This is a genomic window from Microbacterium halotolerans, from assembly GCF_003569805.1.
GTDB lineage: Bacteria > Actinomycetota > Actinomycetes > Actinomycetales > Microbacteriaceae > Microbacterium > Microbacterium halotolerans.
This window is the reverse complement of sequence record NZ_KZ984052.1, coordinates 96057-119625: the sequence shown is the minus strand read 5'-3', so window position 1 is coordinate 119625 and position 23569 is coordinate 96057. Positions and strand designations below refer to the sequence as shown.

24 protein-coding genes are annotated in these 23569 nt (G+C 68.3%); 15 read left to right on the top strand and 9 right to left on the bottom strand.

Annotation, left to right across the window (positions count from 1 at the left end):
• Nucleotides 1–29 precede the first annotated feature (29 nt).
• A complete protein-coding gene (locus tag DZG09_RS09850) occupies nucleotides 30–686 on the bottom strand; it encodes a helix-hairpin-helix domain-containing protein (RefSeq protein ID WP_119697577.1) in 657 nt (218 codons plus the stop codon).
• Nucleotides 687–788: 102 nt separating this feature from the next.
• Nucleotides 789–3353, bottom strand: a complete 2565-nt coding sequence (gene leuS, locus DZG09_RS09845; protein WP_119697576.1) for a leucine--tRNA ligase — start codon at nucleotides 3351–3353, stop codon at nucleotides 789–791.
• Between the two features lie 127 nt (nucleotides 3354–3480).
• Between leuS and DZG09_RS09840 the strand changes: the two genes are divergently transcribed.
• The 3 genes from DZG09_RS09840 to DZG09_RS09830 are packed head-to-tail and all read left to right on the top strand — an operon-like array spanning nucleotide 3481 to nucleotide 6153.
• Complete coding sequence (locus DZG09_RS09840) at nucleotides 3481–4233, top strand: DedA family protein (protein WP_119697967.1); 753 nt, start codon at nucleotides 3481–3483, stop codon at nucleotides 4231–4233.
• Nucleotides 4230–5273, top strand: a complete 1044-nt coding sequence (locus DZG09_RS09835; protein ID WP_119697575.1) for an App1 family protein — start codon at nucleotides 4230–4232, stop codon at nucleotides 5271–5273. The genes DZG09_RS09840 and DZG09_RS09835 overlap by 4 nt, the downstream gene beginning before the upstream one ends.
• Nucleotides 5274–5313: 40 nt before the next feature.
• Nucleotides 5314–6153, top strand: a complete 840-nt coding sequence (locus DZG09_RS09830) for an SGNH/GDSL hydrolase family protein (RefSeq protein ID WP_119697574.1) — start codon at nucleotides 5314–5316, stop codon at nucleotides 6151–6153.
• 112 nt (nucleotides 6154–6265) lie between these two features.
• Here the strand turns inward: DZG09_RS09830 and DZG09_RS09825 are convergent, their stop codons facing one another.
• On the bottom strand, nucleotides 6266–6727 hold the full coding sequence (locus DZG09_RS09825; RefSeq protein WP_119697573.1) for a nuclear transport factor 2 family protein: 462 nt from the start codon (nucleotides 6725–6727) through the stop codon (nucleotides 6266–6268).
• A gap of 83 nt (nucleotides 6728–6810) precedes the next feature.
• Between DZG09_RS09825 and DZG09_RS09820 the strand changes: the two genes are divergently transcribed.
• Nucleotides 6811–7404 carry a TetR/AcrR family transcriptional regulator gene (locus DZG09_RS09820; protein WP_119697572.1) on the top strand — a complete coding sequence of 198 codons (594 nt, stop codon included), beginning with the start codon at nucleotides 6811–6813 and terminating at the stop codon, nucleotides 7402–7404.
• A 60-nt stretch (nucleotides 7405–7464) separates the two neighbouring features.
• Here the strand turns inward: DZG09_RS09820 and DZG09_RS09815 are convergent, their stop codons facing one another.
• A complete protein-coding gene (locus DZG09_RS09815; RefSeq protein WP_119697571.1) occupies nucleotides 7465–8694 on the bottom strand; it encodes an MFS transporter in 1230 nt (409 codons plus the stop codon).
• 72 nt (nucleotides 8695–8766) lie between these two features.
• Between DZG09_RS09815 and DZG09_RS09810 the strand changes: the two genes are divergently transcribed.
• Complete coding sequence (locus tag DZG09_RS09810; protein WP_119697570.1) at nucleotides 8767–9129, top strand: MerR family transcriptional regulator; 363 nt, start codon at nucleotides 8767–8769, stop codon at nucleotides 9127–9129.
• A gap of 133 nt (nucleotides 9130–9262) precedes the next feature.
• Here DZG09_RS09810 and DZG09_RS09805 read toward each other — a convergent pair whose 3' ends face one another.
• Nucleotides 9263–10114: a TrmH family RNA methyltransferase gene (locus DZG09_RS09805; protein WP_119697569.1), complete on the bottom strand. Its 852-nt coding sequence runs from the start codon at nucleotides 10112–10114 to the stop codon at nucleotides 9263–9265.
• Nucleotides 10115–10177: 63 nt separating this feature from the next.
• Here DZG09_RS09805 and DZG09_RS09800 point away from each other — a divergent pair, with 63 nt between their 5' ends.
• The 3 genes from DZG09_RS09800 (at nucleotide 10178) to DZG09_RS09790 (ending at nucleotide 12273) form a co-directional block, all read left to right on the top strand.
• Nucleotides 10178–11035 (top strand): Sir2 family NAD-dependent protein deacetylase, encoded by an 858-nt coding sequence (locus tag DZG09_RS09800; RefSeq protein ID WP_240423918.1) that lies wholly within the window; start codon nucleotides 10178–10180, stop codon nucleotides 11033–11035.
• Between the two features lie 75 nt (nucleotides 11036–11110).
• Complete coding sequence (locus tag DZG09_RS09795; RefSeq protein ID WP_162893257.1) at nucleotides 11111–11686, top strand: histidine phosphatase family protein; 576 nt, start codon at nucleotides 11111–11113, stop codon at nucleotides 11684–11686.
• Nucleotides 11687–11799: 113 nt separating this feature from the next.
• A complete protein-coding gene (locus tag DZG09_RS09790; protein WP_119697567.1) occupies nucleotides 11800–12273 on the top strand; it encodes an Lrp/AsnC family transcriptional regulator in 474 nt (157 codons plus the stop codon).
• An 11-nt stretch (nucleotides 12274–12284) separates the two neighbouring features.
• Here the strand turns inward: DZG09_RS09790 and DZG09_RS09785 are convergent, their stop codons facing one another.
• The gene (locus DZG09_RS09785; protein WP_119697566.1) at nucleotides 12285–13169 is read right to left on the bottom strand and encodes an alpha/beta fold hydrolase; all 885 of its coding nucleotides are present in this window, start codon (nucleotides 13167–13169) and stop codon (nucleotides 12285–12287) included.
• Between the two features lie 170 nt (nucleotides 13170–13339).
• Between DZG09_RS09785 and DZG09_RS09780 the strand changes: the two genes are divergently transcribed.
• The 6 genes from DZG09_RS09780 (at nucleotide 13340) to DZG09_RS09755 (ending at nucleotide 19392) form a co-directional block, all read left to right on the top strand.
• On the top strand, nucleotides 13340–14266 hold the full coding sequence (locus DZG09_RS09780) for an exonuclease domain-containing protein (protein ID WP_240423917.1): 927 nt from the start codon (nucleotides 13340–13342) through the stop codon (nucleotides 14264–14266).
• Between the two features lie 28 nt (nucleotides 14267–14294).
• Nucleotides 14295–15230: a sugar-binding transcriptional regulator gene (locus tag DZG09_RS09775; protein WP_162893256.1), complete on the top strand. Its 936-nt coding sequence runs from the start codon at nucleotides 14295–14297 to the stop codon at nucleotides 15228–15230.
• 159 nt (nucleotides 15231–15389) lie between these two features.
• Entirely contained in the window at nucleotides 15390–16442 is a 1053-nt protein-coding gene (locus DZG09_RS09770; RefSeq protein ID WP_162893255.1) for a substrate-binding domain-containing protein, read from the top strand.
• A 4-nt stretch (nucleotides 16443–16446) separates the two neighbouring features.
• Nucleotides 16447–18138, top strand: coding sequence for a dihydroxyacetone kinase family protein (locus DZG09_RS09765; protein ID WP_119697564.1), 1692 nt, complete (start codon nucleotides 16447–16449; stop codon nucleotides 18136–18138).
• Between the two features lie 55 nt (nucleotides 18139–18193).
• On the top strand, nucleotides 18194–18655 hold the full coding sequence (locus DZG09_RS09760) for a ribose-5-phosphate isomerase (protein ID WP_119697563.1): 462 nt from the start codon (nucleotides 18194–18196) through the stop codon (nucleotides 18653–18655).
• Nucleotides 18652–19392 carry a GolD/DthD family dehydrogenase gene (locus DZG09_RS09755; RefSeq protein ID WP_240423916.1) on the top strand — a complete coding sequence of 247 codons (741 nt, stop codon included), beginning with the start codon at nucleotides 18652–18654 and terminating at the stop codon, nucleotides 19390–19392. Before DZG09_RS09760 ends, DZG09_RS09755 begins: the two co-directional genes overlap by 4 nt.
• A 61-nt stretch (nucleotides 19393–19453) precedes the next feature.
• Here DZG09_RS09755 and DZG09_RS09750 read toward each other — a convergent pair whose 3' ends face one another.
• Both DZG09_RS09750 and DZG09_RS09745 read right to left on the bottom strand, forming a co-directional pair.
• Entirely contained in the window at nucleotides 19454–19702 is a 249-nt protein-coding gene (locus tag DZG09_RS09750) for a type B 50S ribosomal protein L31 (RefSeq protein WP_119697561.1), read from the bottom strand.
• A gap of 209 nt (nucleotides 19703–19911) precedes the next feature.
• The gene (locus DZG09_RS09745; protein WP_119697560.1) at nucleotides 19912–20694 is read right to left on the bottom strand and encodes an ABC transporter ATP-binding protein; all 783 of its coding nucleotides are present in this window, start codon (nucleotides 20692–20694) and stop codon (nucleotides 19912–19914) included.
• 39 nt (nucleotides 20695–20733) lie between these two features.
• Between DZG09_RS09745 and serB the strand changes: the two genes are divergently transcribed.
• Nucleotides 20734–21366, top strand: a complete 633-nt coding sequence (gene serB, locus DZG09_RS09740; protein WP_119697559.1) for a phosphoserine phosphatase SerB — start codon at nucleotides 20734–20736, stop codon at nucleotides 21364–21366.
• A 118-nt stretch (nucleotides 21367–21484) separates the two neighbouring features.
• On the opposite strand, the gene uvrB is transcribed toward serB, so the two are convergent.
• Nucleotides 21485–23554, bottom strand: a complete 2070-nt coding sequence (gene uvrB / locus DZG09_RS09735; RefSeq protein WP_119697558.1) for an excinuclease ABC subunit UvrB — start codon at nucleotides 23552–23554, stop codon at nucleotides 21485–21487.
• Nucleotides 23555–23569 lie beyond the last annotated feature (15 nt).

Genomic DNA, 23569 nt, shown 5'->3' with positions numbered 1-23569 from the left:
CCCGCCTCCGCGGCCCCGCCCCACGCCCGTCACACCCGCACCTGATCCCGGATGCCGGCGAGCACCTTCTCACCGATGCCGCTCACCGCCAGCAGGTCGTCGACGCTGCCGAACGGGCCGTTTTCATCGCGCCAGGCGACGATCCGCTCTGCCAGTGCTGGCCCGATCCCCGGCAGGCTCTCCAGCTCGGTCGGAGCGGCGGCGTTCAGGTCGATCAGCGGTTCCGATCCCCCACCGCTCCCACCCGGCTGTGCAGGCGTCGGCACCTCCCCCGACGCGATCTGCTCCTTGGTCGGCACGGCGATCTGCTCCCCGTCTGCGAGCTCGCGCGCCAGGTTGACTCCCTCCGGAGCCGCGCTCTCGCGCAGCCCGCCCGCGGCGAACACGGCGTCGACGACCCTCGACCCATCGGGCAGCACGTACAGCCCGGGATCCTCCACCGCACCGAACACGTGGATGTACAGCTCGCCTTCAGCGTCCGGCGAGGGCGAGACATCGCCCTGTTCCACCGGGCCAGCGCTCGGCGAGGGCGTTCCGGCGCCGTCTACGACTTCGACCGGGGCGTTCGCACCGCGCCACACGGCCACCGCGATCACGATCGCGGCGACCACGATGACCACGACGATCGCCGCGCCGATGCCCAGTCGGACGCCGCGCGGCGCGCCCACGGCATCCTCCGGCTCCATAGCCCGACGCTACGAGGAGCAGACGCCCAGAATCGGGTTGCTCACACCCAGACCCACCGGATCGGGGTGAATCCGCCCCTGTGAGGGAAGCGGCGCGGCCGGCTACTTCGTCGAGAAGCTCACGATCTTCGGCAGCCGCACGATCGCCCTCGTGATCTCGCGATCGCCGAGCGAGCGCTTCACGCGCTCATCATCGCGCGCGAGCTGTTCCAGCTCATCGCTGGAGATGTTCGCAGCGACGTCGAGCTTCGCGCGCACCTTGCCGTCGATCTGCACGACCACCGTGATCTGGTCCTCGACGAGCAGCGTCGGATCGGACCTGCGCCACTGCGCCTGCGACACCGACGCCTCGTGGCCGAGCTGCTCCCACATCTCCTCCGCCGTGTGCGGGGCGAACAGGTCGAGCATCATCGCGACCGTCTCAGCCGCTTCCCGAACGGCGGGATCGCCGGCACCGGCACCCGAGTCGATCGTCTTTCGAGCCGCGTTGACGAGCTCCATCAGCCTCGCGACCAGCACGTTGTACTTGGTCTGCTCCACGAGGCTCGTCGCGTCCTCGAGCACGTGGTGCGTCGCTCTGCGCAGCATCCGGTCGCCTCCGGTGAAGTCGACGCCGACGTCGCTCGTCACCTGCTCGGCGACACGCAGTGCGCGGGAGAGGAACTTGTGCGCACCTGTGGTGGAGACGTCCTTCCAGTCCTTGTCGTCCTCGACGGGGCCCGCGAACGCGAGCGCGACGCGCAGGGCATCCGCACCGTGCTTCTCGAGCTCCTCGCTGAACAGCACGAGGTTGCCTTTCGACTTCGACATCTTCGCGCCGTTCAGGATCACCATGCCCTGGTTGATCAGGCTCGAGAACGGCTCGCTGAAGTCGACGAGCCCCATGTCGTGCAGCACCTTGGTGATGAAGCGCGCGTAGAGCAGATGCAGGATCGCGTGCTCGACGCCGCCGATGTAGGTGTCGACAGGCGCCCACCGCTGCGCATCCTCCGGCCGGAACGGACCGGACGTGCTGCCGGGCGAGAGGAACCTCATGTAGTACCAGGAGCTGTCGACGAAGGTGTCCATGGTGTCGGGGTCGCGCAGCGCGGCCTCCCCCGTCACCGGGTCTGTGGTCTCGACCCATCCGCTCGCCGCGCCCAGCGGAGATGCGCCCTTCGGCCTCAGGTCGATGTCGCGTGCCTCCGGCAGCGTCACGGGCAGCTGATCGGCGGGGACCGGCTCGATGCGTCCGTCCGAGGTGTGCACCATCGGGATCGGCGTGCCCCAGAACCGCTGGCGCGAGATCAGCCAGTCGCGCAGACGGTACTGCTTCGCTGCACGCCCCGTGCCCTTCTGCTCGAGCAGTTCGATGACGTGTGCGATCGCATTGCGCTTCGACATGCCGTCGAGCGGACCCGAATTGATCATCCGGCCGTCGCCCGCGAGCGCCTCCCCCGTGATGACGGGATCGATCGAGTCGGCATCCGCCATCTCGGCGTCGGCGTCGACCACCGGGATCGCGCCGGTGATCGGAGCGTTCGTGTCGACCACGACTCGCACGGGCAGGTCGAACTTCAGCGCGAAGTCGAGGTCGCGCTGGTCGTGCGCCGGCACAGCCATCACGGCACCGTGGCCGTAGTCGGCGAGCACGTAGTCGGCCGACCAGATCGGCAGCCGTTCGCCGTTGACTGGGTTGATCGCATACCGTTCGAGGAAGACGCCCGTCTTCTCCCTGTCGGTGGCCTGGCGCTCGATGTCGGTCTGCTTCTGCGTGGCATCGAGATACCCGGCGAAGCGCGCCTTCGCCTCATCCGATGCGCCGTCCACGAGCTCCGCGGCGAGGTCCGAATCGGGCGCGACGACCATGAACGTCGCGCCGTACAGGGTGTCGGGCCGCGTGGTGAAGACGGTGACCCGTTCCTCGCGGCCCTCGATGGCGAAGTCGACGTCGGCCCCGATAGACCGGCCGATCCAGTTGCGCTGCATCTGCAGCACCTTGCTCGGCCATGCGCCCTCGAGCTGATTCAGGTCATCGAGCAGCCGGTCGGCGTACTCGGTGATCTTGAAGTACCACTGGGTCAGCTTCTTCTTCTCGACGGTCGCCCCGCAGCGCTCGCACGCGCCGTCGACGACCTGCTCGTTCGCGAGCACCGTCTGATCGTTGGGGCACCAGTTCACCGGGCTCTGGCTGCGGTAGGCAAGATCGCGTTCGTACATCTGCTGGAACAGCCACTGGTTCCACTGGTAGTAGTCGGGGTCGGACGTGTGCAGCCGGCGCGACCAGTCGAACGAGACGCCGTAGGCGTGCATGCTCGTGACCTGCTGCTCGATGTTCTCGTACGTCCACTCGCGCGGGTCGGCCCCGCGCTTGATGGCCGCGTTCTCGGCGGGCAGCCCGAAGGAGTCCCACCCGATCGGGTGCAGCACGTTGTAACCGCGATGGCGCCAGAACCGGGCGACGATGTCGCTGTAGAGGTAGTTCTCCGCGTGCCCCATGTGCAGGTCGCCCGACGGGTACGGGAACATCGCCAGCACATACTTCCGCGGCCGCAGGTCGCCTTCATCTCCGGCGCGGAACGTATCGTTCTCGGCCCAGCGGGCCTGCCACTTCGCCTCGATGGCGTGCGTGGTGCTGTCTTGCTCTGGGGATGTCTCGTGCGACACTGCGAATAGGCCAATCGACATGAGTGAGGGGACGGCGCGCCGGCTTCGCCCGGCACAGATACCCCAGGTTACTCCAGCGGCCGCGCCGTGGCGGATTCCGGATGGGACCCAGGCCTCCCAGCCCCGTAGGCTGGGGATCGTGGGCTGGCTGAACGACGCACTCGACTGGATTCTGGACTCTGTTGCCGGAGTTGATCCGTGGTTGCGCGTGCTCATCGCGACGGTGGCGATCGCGCTCGAGACGAGTGTGCTGATCGGCCTCATCGTGCCGGGCGACACGGTCGTGCTCGTGACCGCGACGGGCGTCACATCCGTCTCCGGCGGCATCGTTCTCGGCGTGTGCGTGGTGGCGGGAGCCATCGCCGGAGAATCTCTCGGCTTCGCGATCGGCCGCTGGGTCGGCCCTCACCTGCGATCCTCGCGCATGGGCAGGTGGATCGGCGAGAAGAACTGGCAGCGCGCCGAGAACTACCTGCGCCGTCGAGGCGGGATCGCGATCTTCCTGTCTCGCTTCCTGCCGATGCTGCATTCCCTCGTCCCGCTCACGGTCGGCATGTCCGGCTACAGCTACCGACGCTTCATCGCGTGGACGCTTCCCGCCTGCGTGCTCTGGTCGGGGATGTACATCGGCATCGCAGCCGGGGCCGCCGGCACCTACCGCGAACTCGGCGATCAGCTCGGCAGCAACGCCCACTGGCTCGGCTACATCTTCGTCGGCATCATGCTGGCGTTCCTCCTGATCGTCTGGGGTGTCAAGCACCTGCTGCACCGCGCGGAGCTGCGCCACATGGAAGAGACTCCGGATGAGGCCGCTCCCGACGGTGCGTCAGATCGCACCGACGCAGACGACGAGCGGAGCTCCTCGATGAGCGACCATCGCCGAGACGAGGGCAGCGCGTGAGCCGCAGACGCCCCAAGAAGAACCGCCCACGGCTGGTCGCGCGGCTGGAGGCCCGCATCCACGGGTGGCGCGAGCGCCGCGCACGCCGGGCCGGGCTGCGCCCCAGCCTGGTGCCGTTCGCCGGCTACGGCGGCAGCGGCTGGGTGCGGGTGCTCGGCAGAGTGCTGATCCTGCCGCCGACCACCAAGCGGCGCAGCCGTCGCGGCGAGACGCCGACGGCGAGGGGATGGCGCTCGTTCCTCGGAATCCCCGTGGGCTATGCCCCCGTCACGGTCATGGTGAACGGCCGCGCCCATCCGGTGGCGGCCGATCGAGGCGGCGTCGTCGATGTGCGCATCGAAGCCGAGCTCGATCCCGGTTGGCAGACCGTCCGGCTCTCCGTCGAGAACGGCGACGAGGTCGAGGCACGCGTGTTCATCGTCGACCCGGATGTGCGCTTCGGCATCGTCAGCGACGTCGACGACACCGTCATGGTCACGGCTCTGCCTCGACCGTTCCTCGCGGCGTGGAACTCGTTCGTGCGCCACGAGCACGCGCGCCAGCCCGTCCCCGGCATGGCGGTGCTTCTCGAGCGACTCGCGAGGACGCATCAGGGAGCGCCCGTCGTCTATCTGTCCACCGGCGCGTGGAACGTCGCGCCGACGCTGACCCGATTCATGGAGCGACATCTGTTCCCCTCCGGCGCCATGCTGCTCACCGACTGGGGGCCGACTCACGACAGGTGGTTCAGGAGCGGGCGCGAGCACAAGAGCAGCAATCTGCGCCGCCTCGCCGAGGAGTTCCCCGACATCCGGTGGCTGCTCATCGGCGACGACGGCCAGCACGACGACGAGATCTACACGAATTTCACGACGGAGTACCCTTCGTCCGTCGCCGGCGTCGCCATCCGGCGCCTCTCCCCTGCCCAGGCGGTGCTCGCCGGCGGACGCACGGTGGTCGACGACCACGAGGCGAGTGAGGTTCCGTGGGTCACGGAGGACGACGGCGCGGGGCTCGCCACGCGCCTCGAGGACGTGGGCATCCTCGCCCCCGGAGCCTGACGCCCACCGCAACGACGTCTCAGCTCGTATTGTGGACGGCATGGACGACGACGAGCGACAGCGCACCCCGCACGTTCCCCACGCCGATCCGCACCCGTGGCGGCGTTTCGTCGCCGTCGGCGACTCGTTCACCGAGGGCATCGGAGATCCGCTGCCCTCCTCCGGCGGCGAGGAGCCCGGCCACCGCGGCTGGGCCGATCGAGTCGCGGAGTCCCTCGCGGCGGAGACCGACGACTTCGCCTACGCGAATCTTGCCGTCCGAGGCAAGCTCATCCGGCAGATCGCCGCCGACCAGATCGACCACGCACTGGAGCTGCGGCCCGACCTGATCACATTCTGCGCCGGCGGGAACGACGTGCTGCGCCCGGGGACGGATCCCGACACGATCGCCGACATCTTCGCCGAACAGGTGCGCAGGCTTTCGAGCACCGGAGCGGCCCTCGTGGTGTTCACCGGATTCGATGTCGGCTGGAACCCCGTGTTCCGACCGTTGCGGGGCAAGATCGCAATCTACAACGAGAACATGCGCGCCGTCGCTGAGGAGTACGACGCGATCGTTGCCGATATGTGGGCACTGAAGTCGATTCAGGCTCCCGGGTTCTGGTCACCGGACCGCCTGCACCTGAACGCCCTCGGCCACCACGAGGTGGCGAGGATGGCGCTGCGCGCACTGAACGTGCCGAACGGGCTGCAGCCGATGCAGCCCGAACAGGCACCGGACAGAAGCTGGCGGGATGCCCGCAAGGACGATCTGGTCTGGGCGCGGGAGCACTTCGTGCCGTGGGTGCTCCGGCGACTGAACCACCAGTCGTCCGGCGACGGACGCACATCGAAGCGCCCGGATCCGACCCCGATCAACCGCCCCGACGACAACGCCTGAGCGTCGTCCCGCGCAGGCGGGCCTGAGCGGTCACCTGCACCTAGCCCTGCGATTGACTGCCCAGAAGTTGCATTTCGCGCAGACGAAGATGGCCGGTCGGTTCCCGCACCGACTACTGCAAAGGAAAATCGACTCCGCGCTCGCTGCCGGGACGCGAGCCGAAGAAGCGCCGTTCGGTCTCGTCTATACGCGCGTCGTTGATGCTGGCCTCTCTGCGATCCATCAATCCGTCGGCGCTGAACTGCCACTGCTCATTGCCGTAGCTGCGCCACCACTGATCGGATGCATCTCGCCACTCATACTGGAATCGGACAGCAATGCGATTCCCTTGGAAGGCCCACAGGCTTTTGCGCAGCACATAATCGAGCTCACGCTCCCACTTGTCGGCGAGGAACTGCACGATCTCGTCCCGCCCCGTGACGAACGTGTCACGGTTGCGCCAGATGGAGTTCGGTGTGTACGCCGACGCAACACGCTCCGGGTCTCGCGAGTTCCAGGCATCTTCAGCGGCCTGAACCTTCAGAAGCGCGGTCTCTTCGGTGAACGGCGGAAGAGGTGGACGTGATTCGGACATGGGATCTCCTTCTGAGAACGCACGTTCTCTACGTGCATCGCCTACTCTAGAGAACGTCCGTTCTCAACGTCAAGGAGCGCTCCGTGCCAGCACCGATCAGCGATGAGCAGAAGTCCCGCGACCGTGAATCGCTGTTGGATGCTGCCGAAAGGCTCTACTACGAACGCGGCATCCAAGCAGTCGGAATGGACGCAGTCCGCAGTGCCGCAGGGCTGCCGTTGAAGCGGATCTACGGCTTCTATGCCACCAAGGAGGAACTCGTCGTCGCGGTGCTCGGCCGACGAGACCTCCGCTGGCGAGCCGAGCTCAGCGCCTACGTGGAGAGTTTCGACGACCCCGAGGAACGACTGCTGTCCGCGTTCGATTGGCTTGAGCAGTGGTTCCGCGCGTCAGGTTTCCGCGGCTGCGCCTGGATCAACGCGTATGGGGAGCTCGGTACCTCCTCACCCGTGATACTCGCCGAGGTGCGCCGACACAAGGAAGCATTCCACGAACAGATCGCATCGTGGGCGCGTGCCGTTTCCGCCGCCCCGACGGAACCCGTGTGCCTTCTCGCCGAGGGCGCAATCGTGACCGCGGCCATCACCGGACGACACTCGACCGCACAATCAGCCAAGGCCGCCGCTGCGCTTCTCGTCAGGGCAGGACGTTCCCATCCAGAACAGCCTCTCAGCTGACCCACCTAGGATCGCCAGCACGAGGGATCGCAGCCGAAACCACCGGACTCGCAGTGGTCATCAATCTCGCGTGTCCGCACTCTCACGGTCGCGACGCACACCGCACGATGGGAACGCGTGGCGTCGCGCCGCTGCAGTCACGACGAGCGCGGTGGCGGCCAGCACGAGAGCGCCCCACGACAGGGACGCGGCACCAGCGCCGGCCAGGAGCAGCCCGCCGACGATGCCGCCTCCGGCCATCCCGACGTTCCAGCACGTGACCACGAGCGACTGCGCGACGTCGCCGGCAGCCCCGGCGGTCTCCGCCGAAGCCGTCTGCAGGAGCGTCGCCGCACCTCCGAAGGACAGCCCCCACGCGCCGATGCTGACGAACACCAGCCACGGCGTCGCCGCGAACAGGCCGAGCACGAGCATGGACACGGCGAACAGCCCACAGCTGGCGATGACGAGTGTGCGCAGGTGACGGTCGATGAGCGCCCCGGTGATCCAGATGCTCGCCAGCGAGAGCACGCCGAAGACGAGGAGCAGCACGTCCACCTGCCCGGACAGCCCGAGCGGCTCGAGGAACGGTGCGATGAACGTGTAGAGGACGTTGTGTGCCAGCACGAAGGCGAGGGTCACGAACAGCACCGCGACCACGCCGGGGACCGCGAGCGCCCGGCGCAGCGGCAGACGCGCTTCCTTCCTCTGCCCGGGGAAGTCCGGGACCGCGGCGAGCACCCATCCGACCAGCACGAGAGTCAGCAGTGTCATGACCCCGAAGGCGAAGCGCCAGCCGACGAGGCCGGCGAGGAACGTCCCGGCGGGCACGCCGATGGACAGCGCGATCGGCGTCCCGGCCATCGCGATCGCCATCGCCCGTCCGCGCTGGTGGGGCGCGACCATGCGGCGGGCGTAGCCGGCCAGCAGCGCCCACAGCAAGCCCGCGACCACACCGGCGATGAACCTCGCCACCATCGTCAGGACGTAATTGTCCGAGATCGCCGTGACCGTGTTCGCCACGGCGAATCCGCCGATCGCGAGCAGCAGCAGTCGCCGACGCGGCCAGCCGATGGTCGCCGCGGTCAACGGCACCGCAGCGAGTGCTGAACCGATCGCGTAGACGGTCACGGTCTGACCGGCAGCAGACTCGGTCACTCCGAGGTCGCCGCTCATCGCGGGCAGGATCCCAGCAGGCAGAGCCTCGGTCATGATCGTGATGAAGCTCGCCGTGCATAGCGACAGGAGCCCCGCCAGAGGAAGACGGTCGGAGCGAGCAGCAGTCGGTGTCGGGGCGTCTATTCGTGTCATGTCCCCATGGTCGAAGATTGACGTTAACGTGAATGTCAAGCCGACCGTCACGGACCACGAAGAGGGGCACGCATGAGGATCGGAGAGCTCGCCAAGCTCACGGACACGTCCACCAGGGCGCTGCGGTACTACGAGGACGAGGGACTGATCGTGCCGGGCCGCATGCCCAACGGGTACCGGGACTACGACGACTACCTCGTCGACCGGGTCATCCAGATCCGCGGCCTCATCGACACCGGGCTGCCGACCCGGATCATCAAGCAGATCCTCCCCTGCCTCGACAAGCCGAGGACGATCCACTTCACCGATGCGACACCTGAGATGCTTGCGACGCTGGAGCACGAGCGCGATCGCATGACCGAGCGCATCGACTTCCTCACCCGCAATCGAGACGCAATCGACGCGTACCTCGACGCTGTCAAGGCGCTCGCCTGAGTCGCAGACCATCCGACCGACGTCGGCATACCCGCCGCTCGCGCCCCGCACAGGCGGAGCTGAACGGTTCGTCCGCGCTGCGCGCTGCGAGGGGCCGGCTCAAGGCGCGCATCACACGAACGACGACCGCAGGTTATCGAGTCGCGTAGAACGCCACGGCCGAGGCGGCCGCGACGTTGAGCGAGTCGACGCCGCCCATCATCGGGATCGTCACGCGCCGGTCGAGCACCCTGTCCGTGCGAGAGGTGATGCCGTGCCCTTCACTGCCGAACACCAGCGCCAGGTTCTCGTGGTCCTCGGCGACCAGTTCATCCAGAGAGATCGCCCCTTCACCCAGAGTCATCCCAGCCACGACGCAGCCGGCGTCCTTGAGCTCTTGGAGGCCGCCCGGCCAGTCGTCGATCCTCGTCCACGGCACCTGGAAGACCGTGCCCATGGAGACGCGCACGCTGCGCCGGTAGAGCGGGTCGGCGCAGCGCGGCGTCACCAGCACGGCGTCCACGCCGAGCGCCGCGGCCGATCGGAACACCGCGCCCACGTTGGTGTGGTCGACCAGGTCCTCCAGGATCACGATCCTGGTTCGGCGCGGATCCCCGTCGCGCTGCGTCGCCGATCCGGTGCGTTCGGTGACACCGGCGAGCAGTTCGGCGACCGGACGATCTGCTGGCCGGTTCATGGCCGCTAGCATGCCGCGATGCACCGTGTATCCGGTCACGCGCTCCGCCACATCATCCGGCACGACATACACCGGCACCTCGTCGAGAGCGTGCTCGCCCAGGATGCGCTCGACGTCGCTCAGCCATTTCTCGGCCGTCATCACCGAGCGCGGCGAGTGCCCCGCCGCGAGGGCGCGCGCGAGCACCTTCGCCGACTCCGCCATGTACAGACCGTGCTCGGGCTCGAGCCTGCGACGCAGTGCGACATCCGTGAGGCTGCGGTAGTCCGCGAGCAGTTCACTGTCCTCGAGCACGCGCTGGATGTTCATCGCCTCAAGACTAGGGTGCCGCTCCGGCGCCCGCGCACGCCGGAGCGGTCGTAGGATCGATGGGTGAGCTCCCTCCCCGACCAGGCATCGGACGACCGCGTCGCCGAAGCGATCGAGGCGCTGGCCGGGCGCCGCATCGTCGTCATGACGGGCGCCGGAGTCTCGACCGACTCCGGTATCCCCGACTACCGCGGCCAGGGTGCGCCGAGGCGAACACCCATGAAGTGGCAGACCTTCTCAGCCGACGAAGCCGCCCGTCGCCGGTACTGGATCGGCTCGCACCTCGGCTGGCGCTCGTTCACCTCCACGGAGCCGAACGTCGGCCACCTCGCGATCGCCCGCCTGGAGCGTGCGGGCGTCGTGTCCGGCGTGATCACCCAGAACGTCGACGGCCTCCACCTGCGCGCCGACAGCACCAGGGTCATCGAGATGCACGGAACCATGCGCCGCGTGCTGTGCCTCGACTGCGGGCAGGTGTACGACCGCCGCGACATCGTTGCGCGGATCGAAGCGGACAACCCGTGGATCGCTGTACCGGAGAACGTGGCGCTCGGCCCTGACGGCGACGCGCTCCCCGCGACGACGGACGGCTTCGTCGTGCCCGACTGCACCGTGTGCGGCGGCATGCTCAAGCCCGACGTGGTGTTCTTCGGCGAGTTCATCCCCGCCGACCGCTTCCGCCTCGCCGAGCAGCTGGTCGCGGGCGCCGAGGCGCTCCTCGTGGCCGGCTCGTCACTCGTGGTCAACTCCGGTCAGCGCATCATCGAGCGCGCCAGACGACGGCACCAGCCGATCGTGATCGTCAACCGCGGTGAGACACGCGGCGACCGCCGCGCCACCGTGAAGATCGACGCCGGTACGAGCGAGGTCCTCACGCGGCTGGCCGAAGAGCTCCCGCCGCTGCTGCCGCGGCCCCACTGAGGCGAAGTCCGCACACTCCGAGCGACGACCATGTGCCCGTACCTGCGGCACAGCTGCACCGACTAAAGTGGGTTGGTGACTACGATTGTGCTCATTCGACATGGCCAGACCGATTGGAACCTCGCGGGGCGCATCCAGGGGTCATCCGACATCCCGCTGAACGAGACCGGTCGGGATCAGGCGCGCGACGCCGGTCGCCGGCTCTCCGGCCGCGGCTTCACCAAGGTCGTCTCCAGCACGCTGGTGCGGGCGTCCGAAACGGCTCAGCTCGTCGCGGCCCAGCTGGGCCTGACGGGCCCGGATGAGCGCGTTCCCGATCTCGTGGAACGCGCTTACGGGGCGGCGGAGGGCGTGCCAGGAGAAGACCTGCCGCTCCTGTTCCCCCACGGGGTCCCGGATGCCGAGCCAGAGGCTGAGGTCGTCGCCCGCACCCGTCGCGCGATGGTCGACCTCGCAGCGCGGTTCGCCGACGACAGGATCGCCGCGGCCACGCACGGCGGCGTGATCGGCCGCCTGCTGCGAGATCTGCCGAACAGCGGCTTCCCGTCGCGCGACCATCCGCGCGTGCTCAACGGTTCGGTGTGGACCTTCGAGGTCGCCGGCGACGACATCCGGTTCGTCGACGAGCTCTCGCCCACAGCCGGGCAGTGATCTCCACATTCTGCCCTCGGGGAAACGCCGTTCGCCGATGCACGCGCACTCGAACGGATAACGACTGAGCACCCTGCACGAAATCGACGGCGCCGCGCTGATATCTTTTCAGCATGCCATCCTTCGACCACGTCGACCTCGAACTCATCGCGGCGCTCGCCGACGATCCGCGGACGACCGTGGTCTCGCTCGCTGACCGGCTGCACCTGTCGCGCAACACAGTGCAGGCCCGGATGGCCCGACTCGACGGGTCCGGTGTCTTCCGGTCGTTCGAGCGCTCGCTTTCCACGGTGGCACTCGGCTTCCCGCTCGAGGCCTACATCTCCGTCGGCGTGCGCCAGGCGAAGCTGCCGCAGATCACGACCGAGATGGCGCGGATCCCTGAGATCGTGCAGGCGCACGGCATGAGCGGGCAGACCGATCTGATGACGTTCGTCGCCTGCCGAGACGCGCGTCATCTGTTCGACGTCGATGCGCGCATCCTCAGCATCGAGGGGGTCGACCGCACGGAGACATCGCTCGTGATGAGCGAAGCCGTTCCGTATCGCGTCTCCGGCCTCATGGAGCTCGCCAAGCGCAACAGCTGATCGGCTTCGCCTCAGTCGAACAGGAACGACCGGATGGCGTCCGCCGCTTCACCCGGCTTCTCATAGTGGATGAGGTGCCCGACTCCGCTCAGCTCGACCAGGGTCGCGCGCGGGAACTCGTCGCGCAGCGCGCGCTCCGCCTCGATGTGCGTGATGTCGTCGCGGTCGGCGGCGATCATCAGCGTCGGCACGTCGATGCGCGGGGCGAACTCCGTCACATCGTGCGACACGCTGGCGACGAATGCCTCACGCAGCACGTCCCGATCGCTGAAGCCCGAGAAGTAGCGATCATGCTGGTCGTGCACGAACGCGCGCATGCGCCTCTCCCGCGACTTCACCATGGCCAGGCTCATCACCCGCACGACGATGCGAGTGCGCAGCAGCCACGTGCCGATCCGGCGCGGCAGTCGGGCGCCGAGCCAGTAGTACAGCACCGCCAGCCGGGTGAACACACCGCGCGGTCCCTCCAGCGCGGGAGCGCCGATCGGGTTGACGAGGATCAGTTGGGGGGTGCTGAGGCCGCCTGCGACAGCCGCAGAGACGACGATCGATCCGAAGGAGTGCCCGAGGATCGTGGCACCCGGGGCGACCGAGCGGGTGAACTCCGTGACGAACCGCGCATAGCCGTCGAGATCGTGCGCGTGCCGCTCCATCGGCGGCGTGGCACCGAACCCGGGCAGGTCGGGCATGATCACCCGCGCCTCGGGCAGATGTGCGACGACCGGCTCGAGACCGTGATGATCGCCGCGGAAGCCGTGCACCGCGACGATCGTCTCCGCGGCACCATCCGGGCCGTACTCCCAGTACGCGGCGCGCGTGCCGCAGACGTCGATCTCCCGCCTGCGAGCGCCGGCCTTCGCGTCCTCGAGCTGCTGGGCGTACGGCGCGTGACTCACACCACAACTCTAGCCACCGCATCCTTCCTTCCCGAGCCCGCCGCTGCCTCTCGCTGCGGTGCCGAAAGACGCACATCACCCCGAACGACGCTCAGTTGCGCAGTTCGCCGGCCGAGCACCGCGCGGCGCGGCGGGGTGATTTCCCGCGGCAGCCGACCTATCGTTGCGGCATGAGCGACCGTTGGCCCGATCCCCCGCCGCTGTTCGATCTGACGGAAGCGGAACGATCCCCCGGCTCGAGCCGCACGGCCTCGGCACGCGTCCGCCGGGCGTCGGTCGCGCAAGAACCCGCCATCGGCCCCGAGTCCACGGCAGCTGCCTCGGGATCGATGCCGCAGGCGGCTTCCCCGGCTGCGGCGAGCCCGACGGACTCGTCGACGGCGCCGCTCCCCGACACGCACCCGGTCGGCTCGCTTCTCGGGAGCGTTGCGGTGTTCGATCTGGAGACGACGGGCGTCGACGTCGAGAACGACAGGATCGTGACAGCATTCGTCGGCGTCGTCGATGACGAGGGCCAGGTCGGACGCACCTCGAGTTGGATCGCCGATCCGGGAATCGAGATTCCGGATGCCGCTGCCGCCGTCCACGGGGTCAGCACGGAACGCGCCCGAGCAGAGGGGCGCCCCGCCGGTGAGGTCGTCGCGGAGATCGTCGAGACCCTGCGCCTGCTGATCGCTGAGAACATTCCGGTTGTGGCATACAACGCGGCATTCGATCTCTCGCTGCTTCGACACGAGGCGGTACGACATGCGGTGCCGCCCCTGGACGCGCCACGCCCGATCATCGACCCACTGGTCATCGACAAAGCGGTGGACCGATATCGCAAGGGCAAGCGCACGCTCGATCGCGCTGCGGAGCACTACGGCGTCGCACTCGACGACGCGCATGAGGCATCGGCCGACGCGATCGCCGCGGGGCGGATCGCGATCGCCATTGCAGCGCGCTTCGCCGATGAGCTCCCCGATTCTCTCGACGCCCTGCATGATCAGCAGATCGTGTGGGCCCGCGAACAGGCAGAGAGCCTCACGGAGTATCTCGTCGGAGTGGGCCGATTGGAGCCGTCGGAAGGTCTCGACGGCACGTGGCCCGTCCGCTGACGCGGGTCTTCGGGTATATTCACCGGCTATGTCCACCGGTCCGCTCTCCAGCGTGCAGCTCGCACACATCGCCCGCGAGCACTATGTGCGGCGCAAGTCGCGCATTCAGATCGCTGAGGAGACCGGTCTGAGCCGATTCAAGATCGGCCGGATGCTCGACGAGGCGGTCGAACGCGGCATCATCCGATTCGAGATCGTCGCGTCGCCAGGGGTCGACGTCGAGCTGTCGGGGCGGCTCGCCGCCCACTACGGCCTGGAACACGCCGTAGTGTTCGAACAGTCCGCCGACACCGATGCCGACGCACAGCTGGGGCTGGGCGCCGCGGCGGCCACGATGGTCGAAGAGCTGGTGCGCCCGGACGACGTGCTCGGGCTCACCTCGGGCAGAACGCTGAACGTGATGGCGAGCAAGCTCACGCACCTGCCGTGCCGTGATGTCGTCCAGCTCGCGGGCATCGCGGGCCCGATCCTGGAGAGCGGCCTCGAGGTCATCCGGTCGCTCGCGGCACTGCCCGACGTGCGCCCGTGGCCGATCTATGCCTCCCTGGTCATGAGCGACACCGAGGCCGCACAGGGCGTGAGGCGACAGCCGGGAGCGCGAGCCGCGATCGATCAGTTCGGAAAGGTGACGGTCGCCCTGTGCGCCGTCGGCTCGTGGGACCCGCCGAACTCGCTGATGATGATCAATCCTGCCGTCACCGACGATGACCGACGTCGCTTGCGAGCCCGCGGCGTGGCAGCCGAGGTGGCATCCACGCTGATCGCGGAGGACGGCGAGATCATCCACGATCTCGATCCGCGCTGCATCGCCATCTCCGATCGTCAGCTGCGCGCCGTCCGTTCCCGCGTGGCGATCGCCGGCGGTCCGTCGAAGACCCGCGCGCTGCGCGCCGTGCTGCGCTCCGGGCTGATGACCGCTGCCATCACCGACACGTTCACGGCGTACCGCCTGCTCGAGCAGTAGCCCTCGCCGCGCTCACGTGAGCAACGACGGTGTCTCGCGAGCTCCCACTGCACAGGTGAGCAGTACATTCGCATTCTGAGCAGCGGACCGTCTATCGTCGGATCATCCGCCGCCCGTCAGCGGAGCCCGGATCCCTCCCCATCGACGAAGGAGCACGCGATGAAGCGTTCACTGTCCATCCGCCTTGCCACCGCCGCTGTTGCCGCAGGCACGGCCGTCTCGCTCGCCGGCTGCGGCGCGGGCGACCCGAGCGCAGGAGACGACACGATCACCGTGGGCGTCTCGGTGTACGACATGTCGTCCTTCATCACGCAGGGCAAGGAGGGCATGGAGCGCTATGCCGAGGCCAACGACATCGATCTGCAGTGGAACTCCGCGGGCAACGACGTGACGGCACAGGCCGATCAGGTCGACCAGTACGTCAGCGCCGGCGTCGACGCGATCATCATCGTTCCGGTGCAGGCCGACACGCTCGAGCCTCAGGTCGCCGCGGCGCAGGGCGCGGACATTCCTGTGATCGCGGTGAACACCGCCCTGACAGGCGTCGATGTCGACGCGAGCGTGCAGCCGGACGATGTCGCCGCCGGCGAGCAGGAGGCGCAGATGATGGTCGACGAGCTCGGTGGCGAGGGCAAGGTCGTGATCTTCCAGGGGCCGCTCGGCTCGTCCCCGGAGATCAACCGCGGCGCGGGCATCGACAACGTCCTCGAGGAGAATCCCGACATCGAGGTGCTCGCCAAGGACACGGCGAACTGGAACCGTGCTGAGGCGGTCAACAAGATGGGCAACTGGATCTCCGCCTTCGGCGACGACATCGACGGTGTGATCTCGCAGAACGACGACATGGGGCTCGGCGCGCTGCAGGCGCTGCGGGAAGCCGGCATCGACGACGTTCCGATCGTCGGCATCGACGGGATCGAAGACGGCCTGCACGCTGTGGAGAGCGGAGACTTCATCGGCACCTCGTTGCAGCACGGCACCGTCGAGCTCGCATCCGGTCTCGCCGTCGCCGCCGGCCTGGTCCGCGGCGAGGATGTTCCGCTCGAGCCCGTCTACACGATGCCCGCGGTCAACGCCGAGAACGTCGAGGACACCATGAAGAACGTCGTCACGGAGCGCGAGTCCTTCCTCGAGAACCTGCCGACGCTCATCGACGAGAACCTCGCCGCGGGAAACATCGCGTACGAGGGCCTCGAGGGACAGGAGCGCTGAGCCGATGACCACCATCTTCAACGACCCAGCGGAGTTCGCCGAGGATCAGCTCGCCGGCTTCGTCGACCTCTACGCCGATCGCCTCACCGGCGTGCCGGGCGGTGTGATCGCGCATCGCGGCGACGAACCGATCGTCGCGGTGGTCGTCGGAGGCGGCTCCGGCCACTACCCCGCGTTCGCTGGGCTCGTCGGCCCAGGTTTCGCGTCGGGCGCCGTGGTCGGCAACATCTTCACCTCACCGTCTGCCGCCCAGGTGTACTCGGTGGCCAAGGCCGCGGACCAGGGCCGCGGCGTGATCCTCACCTTCGGCAACTACGCGGGCGACGTGATGAACTTCGGCATCGCCGCGGAGCGTCTGCGCCGGGAGGGCATCGACACGCGTGTGCTGCTCGTCACGGACGACATCGCATCGTCTGTGACGGAGTCGGAGCGTCGGGGCATCGCCGGTGACTTCACCGTCTTCAAGTCGCTCGGCGCCGCGGCCGCCGCGGGGCACGACATCGACGAAGTCGAGCGCATCGGACGCGCCGCGAACGCGGCAACCCGCTCCTTCGGCGTCGCGTTCTCCGGATGCACGATGCCCGGCGCCGCGGAGCCGCTGTTCCGCGTGCCGGATCGACAGATGGGCGTCGGCCTCGGCATCCACGGCGAACCGGGCATCCGGGACGAACCCATCGCCACCGCGCGCGAACTCGCCGGCCTGCTCGTCGACGGCCTGCTCGCCGAGCGGCCGGCCGACGGTGGGAACAGGGTCGCCGCGATCGTCAACGGGCTCGGCACGACGAAGTACGAGGAGCTGTTCCTGCTGTGGAATGAGATCCGGCCGCTGCTGACGGACGCGGGGCTCGAGGCAGTCGAGCCCGAGGTGGGCGAACTCGTCACCAGCCTCGACATGGGCGGGTGCTCGCTCACCCTGATGTGGCTCGATGATGACCTCGAGCGCGCATGGCACGCTGACGCGTACGCGCCGGGGTATCGGAAGCAGGCATCTCCCGTGGCCGCGCTGACGCCCTCCGCACGCGCGTCCGGCGCCGACGACGACGAGATCGCACCGACACCGACTCCTGCGGCGGCGCGGCTCTCCCCGCTGACCGCCGAGGCGGTGCGCATCATCCGCGACGTTCTCGTCGACGCCGAGGACGAACTCGGGCGGATCGATGCGATCGCAGGCGACGGCGACCACGGCCGCGGCATGGTCAAGGGCGCGCAGGCGGCCGTTGTCGCGACGGAACGTCTCGAAGGCGCGGGCCCCGGATGGACGCTGCTGCAGGCGGGCCGTGCGTGGGCCGCCGCTGCCGGCGGCACATCCGGTGTGCTGTGGGGCGCCGCGCTCGAAGCAGCGGGGCAGGCGCTCGGCGACGACCGCGACGCGTACGCTCCGGATGACGCGGTGCGCGCCGTCGACGCCTTCGTCGATGCGATGCTCGACCTCGGTCGCGCGGAGATCGGCGACAAGACCATCATCGATGCCGCCCTGCCGTTCCGCGATGCGCTGCGCGAAGGCATCGCAGACGGTGTCGGCGCGGCCTGGGCCGCCGGCGCCGACGCCGCTGAGGCTGCCGCACGTGCTACCGCCGACCTCACCCCGCGGAAGGGCCGCGCGCGACCGCTCGCCGAGAAGAGCCTCGGCACGGCTGACCCCGGCGCGACATCGTTCGCGCTGATCGTGGGCGCCCTGGCGCGATTCACGAACTGAACCATCAGGCCGCGACATTCGGAACGGCCATGGACCGAGAGGACAAGGACACGCAATGAGCGATTCACAGCTCCGCCTCGTCGTCGGCAGCGATGACGCCGGCTTCGACTATAAGGAGATCATCAAGGCCGATCTCGAGGCGGACGCCCGCGTCGCCTCCGTCGCCGACGTCGGCGTCGCCGCCGACGGACACACCATGTACCCGCACGTCGCCGTGGAGGCTGCGCGCAAGGTCGCGAACGGTGAAGCCGACAGGGCGATTCTGATCTGCGGCACCGGCCTCGGCGTCGCCATCTCCGCCAACAAGGTTCAGGGCATCCGGGCCGTCACCGCACACGACTCCTACTCCGTCGAACGCTCCGTGCTCTCCAACGACGCTCAGGTCCTCTGCATGGGCCAACGCGTCGTCGGCATCGAACTCGCCCGCCGCCTCGCCAGAGAATGGCTCGGCTACACCTTCGACCCGACCAGCGCGTCCTACGAGAAGGTGTGCGCGATCACGGAGTACGAGAAGTGAGCGGCTTCAGAGGCCGTATCGCCGTCGTCACGGGCGCGGCCAGCGGAATCGGGCTCACCGTCGCCGCGCACCTCGCCGAGCGCGGCGCGACGATCGTGGGCGTCGACGTCAACAACCGGGTGGGCGAGATCGTCCGCGACCTCCCCGGCGACGGTCACCACGGAATCGTCGCCGATCTGACCGACCCCGAGGCCGCCGCGCGCGTCTTCGACGAGGCGATCCACGCGGTCGGCACGCCCCACATCCTGGTGAACTCCGCGGGTGTCGCGCTGCTCGACAAGGCGCTCGATGTGCCGGCGTCACGCTGGCAGCTCACCATGGACATCAACCTGTCCGGTACGTTCTACATGGCCCAGGCCGCCGGTCGCGTGATGACCGCGGCGGGCTACGGTCGCATCGTCAACCTCGCATCGCAGGCGTCGGTGATCGGTCTCGACGAGCACGCCGCGTACTGCGCCAGCAAGGCGGCCGTCGTCGGCCTCACGCGCGTGCTCGCCCGCGAGTGGGCGCGAGACGGCGTCACGGTGAACGCCGTCTCCCCCACTGTCGTCGAAACGCCGCTCGGCAAGGCCGCGTGGGCCGGAGAGAAGGGCGAGCGCGCCAAGGCGGAGATCCCGGTCGGCCGCTTCGCGCAGCCCGAGGAGGTCGCCGGCCTGATCGCGTACCTCGCCAGCGACGAGGCCGCGATGGTCACGGGCACGAACGCGCTGATGGACGGTGGCTTCACCGCGATCTGACGTCCAAGTCGCGCGAAAAGGGCCCGCTTCGAATGAAGCGGGCCCTTTTCGCGCGACGGAACTACTTGCCGAAGCCCTTGAAGCGCTGGTTGAACTTCTCGACGCGGCCGGCCGAGTCCATGATGCGCTGCTTGCCCGTGTAGAACGGGTGCGAAGCGGACGAGATCTCGACGTCGATCACCGGGTACTCGGTGCCGTCGAGCTCGATCGTCTTGTCGCTCTTCGCGGTCGAGCGCGTCAGGAACGTGGTGCCCGAGCCCAGGTCGCGGAAGACGACGGAGTTGTACTCGGGGTGGATGTCATGCTGCATGAGAAGTCCTTGCGGGAGTCGATGTGAGGAGGGAAGCACGAGCCGCGGCCCGCGGGCGCACCTCGAGCGCCGACGAGCAAGCTTACCAGAGCCGAGCGGCCGTCGCCTGAGCGGTTCGTCGCTGGTGCAGCGACGACGAGGCGGATGAGGAAGACGCTTCTGAACGTGCCGATGAGAAGGACGCAGCCAATGCTGTGCCTGCGGGACGCTCAGTAGGCTCGTGCCGCGAATCTGCCGCCGGCCTCGGCCAGCGCGATCTGCATGCCGAAGGCTTCGGTGAGGTTCTCGCGCGTGAGCGTCTCGGCGATCGGGCCGGCGGCGACGGTGCGGCCCTCGCGCAGCAGCAGCACGTGGGTGAACCCTGGCGGGATCTCCTCGACGTGGTGAGTGACCATCACCATCGCGGGGGTCAGCGGCGACTTGGCGAACGTCGACAGCAGCCCCAGCAGCACCTCGCGGGACCCGAGGTCGAGGCTGGCGCTGGGCTCGTCGAGCAGGAGAAGCTCCGGATCGGTCATGATCGCTCGTGCGATCATGACCCGCTTGCGCTCGCCGTCGCTGAGCGTGCCGAACACGCGGTCGGCGAGATGATCGAGCGCCCAGTCGCGCAGCACCTCGCGGGCGCGCTCCTCGTCGATGCCCTCGTACTCCTCGTTCCAACGGCCGAGCACCGAGTACGCCGCGGTCATCACGACGTTCAGCACCGTCTCGTCTGCCGGCACGCGGCGCGCGAGCGCGGACGACGTGAACCCGATGCGCGGTCGCAGCTCGAAGACGTTCGTCTTGCCGAGCGTCTCGCCGAGAATCGTGACCTCGCCCGATGTGGGGTGCATGAACGTGTCGGCGAGCTGCAGCAATGTGGTCTTGCCCGCACCGTTCGGGCCGAGCACGACCCAGCGCTCGTCATCGTTCACCGACCAGTTGAGTTCATCGACGATGTTCCTTCCCCCGCGACGGACGACGACATCGGAGAACTCGAGCACGCTTGCCATGCCTTTCACCCTACCCGCGTGCCGGTAGGGTCTTTGTCTGTGACGACGCGCTTTCTGGTGGTTCTTGATGCCGATTCGACCCTCATCCGCAATGAGGTCATCGAGCTGATCGCGGACGAGGCCGGTCGCGGCGCCGAGGTGGCCGCAGCGACCGAGGCGGCGATGCGCGGCGAGACCGACTTCGCCACGAGCCTGCGCTCACGCGTGCAGGCCCTCGCCGGGGTGCCGACGCGCGCCTTCGAGCGGGTGCTCTCCCGCATCGAACCGACGCCCGGCGTGCGGGAGCTGACCGCGGCGGTGCACGAGCGCGGCGGCGCCGTCGGCGTCGTCTCCGGCGGCTTCCACGAGATCCTCGATCCGCTCGCCCCGACGCTCGGAGTCGACGTATGGCGAGCGAACCGCCTTGATGTGCACGACGACGTGCTCACCGGGAACGTCTCGGGCGAGATCGTCGACGCCGACGCCAAGGCACACCACCTCGCCGAGTGGGCCGCCGAGCGCGGTGTACCGCTCACCCGCACCATCGCCATCGGCGACGGCGCCAACGATCTGAAGATGATCGCCGACGCCGGACTCGGCCTGGCCTTCAACGCCAAGCCCCGCGTCCGCGCCGAGGCACCCCTGGTCATCGGCCCCGTAGACCTGCGCGAGGTCATCCCCCTCCTGCCCTGACGTATGGCGGCGCCCGCTGGGTCGCCAGGGTGCGTATCGCAAGACGAAGGAGGGAAGGGCACCGAGAGTGTCCTGACGGACGACAACACCGTGAGACCTGCTCCGGCGGCCCAGCGAGTCAGGCGTGGCCGGCGCGCTCCATGGCGCGCAGTTCCTTCTTCAGATCCTGCACCTCGTCGCGCAGGCGGCCGGCGAGTTCGAACTTCAGCTCGCCTGCGGCGGTGAGCATCTGCTGCGTCAGATCGGCGATCATCTGTTCGACCTGCTCCGCGCCCTCCGCCGCGATGCCCTCGCGCTTCGTCGGCGTCGGCGCCTTGCCCTTGCCTCCCGCACCGCCGCGCTTCGACAGCAGCTCGGCGGTGTCGGCCTCCTCGCGCGTCAGCTGATCGGTGATGTCAGCGATCTTCTTCCGCAGCGGCTGCGGGTCGATGCCGTTCTCGAGGTTGTACGCCACCTGGATCTCACGACGCCTGTCCGTCTCCTCGATCGCCCTGGTCAGCGAATCGGTCATCACGTCGGCGTACATGTGCACCTGGCCGGACACGTTGCGCGCCGCACGCCCGATCGTCTGGATCAGCGACGTGCTCGAGCGCAGGAACCCCTCCTTGTCGGCGTCGAGAATCGCCACGAGCGACACCTCCGGCAGATCGAGGCCCTCACGCAGCAGGTTGATGCCGACGAGAACATCGAACACGCCCTGGCGGAGCTCCGTCAGCAGCTCGACGCGGCGCAGCGTGTCGACGTCGGAGTGCAGGTAGCGCACCCGCACACCGTGCTCCTCGAGGAAGTCGGTGAGCTCCTCCGCCATCTTCTTCGTCAGCGTCGTCACGAGCACGCGCTCGTCCCGCTCCGCACGCACCCTGATCTCCTCGAGCAGGTCGTCGATCTGCCCCTTCGACGGCTTCACGACGATCTCCGGATCGATCAGCCCCGTGGGCCGGATGATCTGCTCGACCACGCCGTCTGCAATGCCCATCTCGTACTTCCCGGGCGTCGCCGAGAGATACACGGTCTGCCCGATGCGCTCCCGGAATTCGTCCCACCGCAGCGGCCGGTTGTCGAGCGCACTCGGCAGCCGGAAGCCGTGCTCGACGAGCGTGCGCTTGCGCGAGGCGTCGCCCTCGTACATGGCGCCGATCTGCGGAACCGTCACGTGCGACTCGTCGATGACGAGCAGGAAGTCGTCGGGGAAGAAGTCGAGCAGCGTGTGCGGCGGCTCCCCTGCCTCTCGCTGGTCGAGGTGCCTGGAGTAGTTCTCTATGCCGGAGCAGAACCCGATCTGCTGGAGCATCTCGAGATCGAACTGCGTTCGCATCTGCAGACGCTGCGCCTCGAGCAGCTTGTTCTGCGCGTTCAGCTCGGCGAGCCGCTCGCGCAGCTCGTCTTCGATCGTCTTGATCGCGCGCTGGATCGTATCCGTGCCCGCGGCGTAGTGCGTTGCGGGGAAGATCGCGACCGCGTCGAGCCGGTCGATCACGTCGCCCGTGAGCGGGTGCAGCCGGTACAGCGCCTCGATCTCGTCGCCGAACAGTTCGATCCGGATGGCGTGCTCTTCGTACACCGGGATGATCTCGATCGTGTCGCCTCGCACGCGGAAGTTCCCGCGGGAGAAGTCGACGTCGTTGCGGTTGTACTGCATGGCGATGAACTGCCGGATGATCGCATCGCGGTCGTACCTCTCGCCGACCTGCAGCGCGACGAGGGCGCGCAGGTACTCCTCCGGAGACCCGAGGCCGTAGATGCAGGACACGGTGCTCACCACAACCGTGTCGCGACGGCTGAGCAGCGCGTTGGTCGTGGAGTGGCGCAGCCGCTCGACCTCGGCGTTGACCGAGCTGTCCTTCTCGATGAAGGTATCGGTCTGCGGAACATACGCTTCAGGCTGATAGTAGTCGTAGTACGACACGAAGTACTCGACCGCGTTGTTCGGCATCAGGTCGCGGAACTCGTTCGCCAGCTGGGCCGCGAGCGTCTTGTTGTGCGAGAGCACCAGTGTCGGGCGCTGCACCTGCTCGATCAGCCAGGCCGTCGTCGCCGACTTGCCCGTTCCCGTCGCGCCCAGCAGCACGACGTCCGTCTCGCCCGCGTTGATGCGGGCTGCCAGCTCTGCGATGGCCTTGGGCTGGTCGCCGCTCGGCTCATACTCACTGACCACTTCGAAGGGGCGCACGCTCCGCGTCGTCTGCATGCTTCCAGGCTATGC

Excerpts from the sequence above, each read along its gene's own strand:
- DZG09_RS09850 (WP_119697577.1), bottom strand. The coding sequence starts at position 686 with ATGGAGCCGGAGGATGCCGTGGGCGCGCCGCGCGGCGTCCGACTGGGC.
- leuS (WP_119697576.1), bottom strand. The coding sequence starts at position 3,353 with ATGTCGATTGGCCTATTCGCAGTGTCGCACGAGACATCCCCAGAGCAA.
- DZG09_RS09830 (WP_119697574.1), top strand. The coding sequence starts at position 5,314 with ATGGACGACGACGAGCGACAGCGCACCCCGCACGTTCCCCACGCCGAT.
- DZG09_RS09825 (WP_119697573.1), bottom strand. The coding sequence starts at position 6,727 with ATGTCCGAATCACGTCCACCTCTTCCGCCGTTCACCGAAGAGACCGCG.
- DZG09_RS09815 (WP_119697571.1), bottom strand. The coding sequence starts at position 8,694 with ATGACACGAATAGACGCCCCGACACCGACTGCTGCTCGCTCCGACCGT.
- DZG09_RS09810 (WP_119697570.1), top strand. The coding sequence starts at position 8,767 with ATGAGGATCGGAGAGCTCGCCAAGCTCACGGACACGTCCACCAGGGCG.
- DZG09_RS09805 (WP_119697569.1), bottom strand. The coding sequence starts at position 10,114 with ATGAACATCCAGCGCGTGCTCGAGGACAGTGAACTGCTCGCGGACTAC.
- DZG09_RS09790 (WP_119697567.1), top strand. The coding sequence starts at position 11,800 with ATGCCATCCTTCGACCACGTCGACCTCGAACTCATCGCGGCGCTCGCC.
- DZG09_RS09780 (WP_240423917.1), top strand. The coding sequence starts at position 13,340 with ATGAGCGACCGTTGGCCCGATCCCCCGCCGCTGTTCGATCTGACGGAA.
- DZG09_RS09775 (WP_162893256.1), top strand. The coding sequence starts at position 14,295 with ATGTCCACCGGTCCGCTCTCCAGCGTGCAGCTCGCACACATCGCCCGC.
- DZG09_RS09770 (WP_162893255.1), top strand. The coding sequence starts at position 15,390 with ATGAAGCGTTCACTGTCCATCCGCCTTGCCACCGCCGCTGTTGCCGCA.
- DZG09_RS09765 (WP_119697564.1), top strand. The coding sequence starts at position 16,447 with ATGACCACCATCTTCAACGACCCAGCGGAGTTCGCCGAGGATCAGCTC.
- DZG09_RS09760 (WP_119697563.1), top strand. The coding sequence starts at position 18,194 with ATGAGCGATTCACAGCTCCGCCTCGTCGTCGGCAGCGATGACGCCGGC.
- DZG09_RS09750 (WP_119697561.1), bottom strand. The coding sequence starts at position 19,702 with ATGCAGCATGACATCCACCCCGAGTACAACTCCGTCGTCTTCCGCGAC.
- DZG09_RS09745 (WP_119697560.1), bottom strand. The coding sequence starts at position 20,694 with ATGGCAAGCGTGCTCGAGTTCTCCGATGTCGTCGTCCGTCGCGGGGGA.
- uvrB (WP_119697558.1), bottom strand. The coding sequence starts at position 23,554 with ATGCAGACGACGCGGAGCGTGCGCCCCTTCGAAGTGGTCAGTGAGTAT.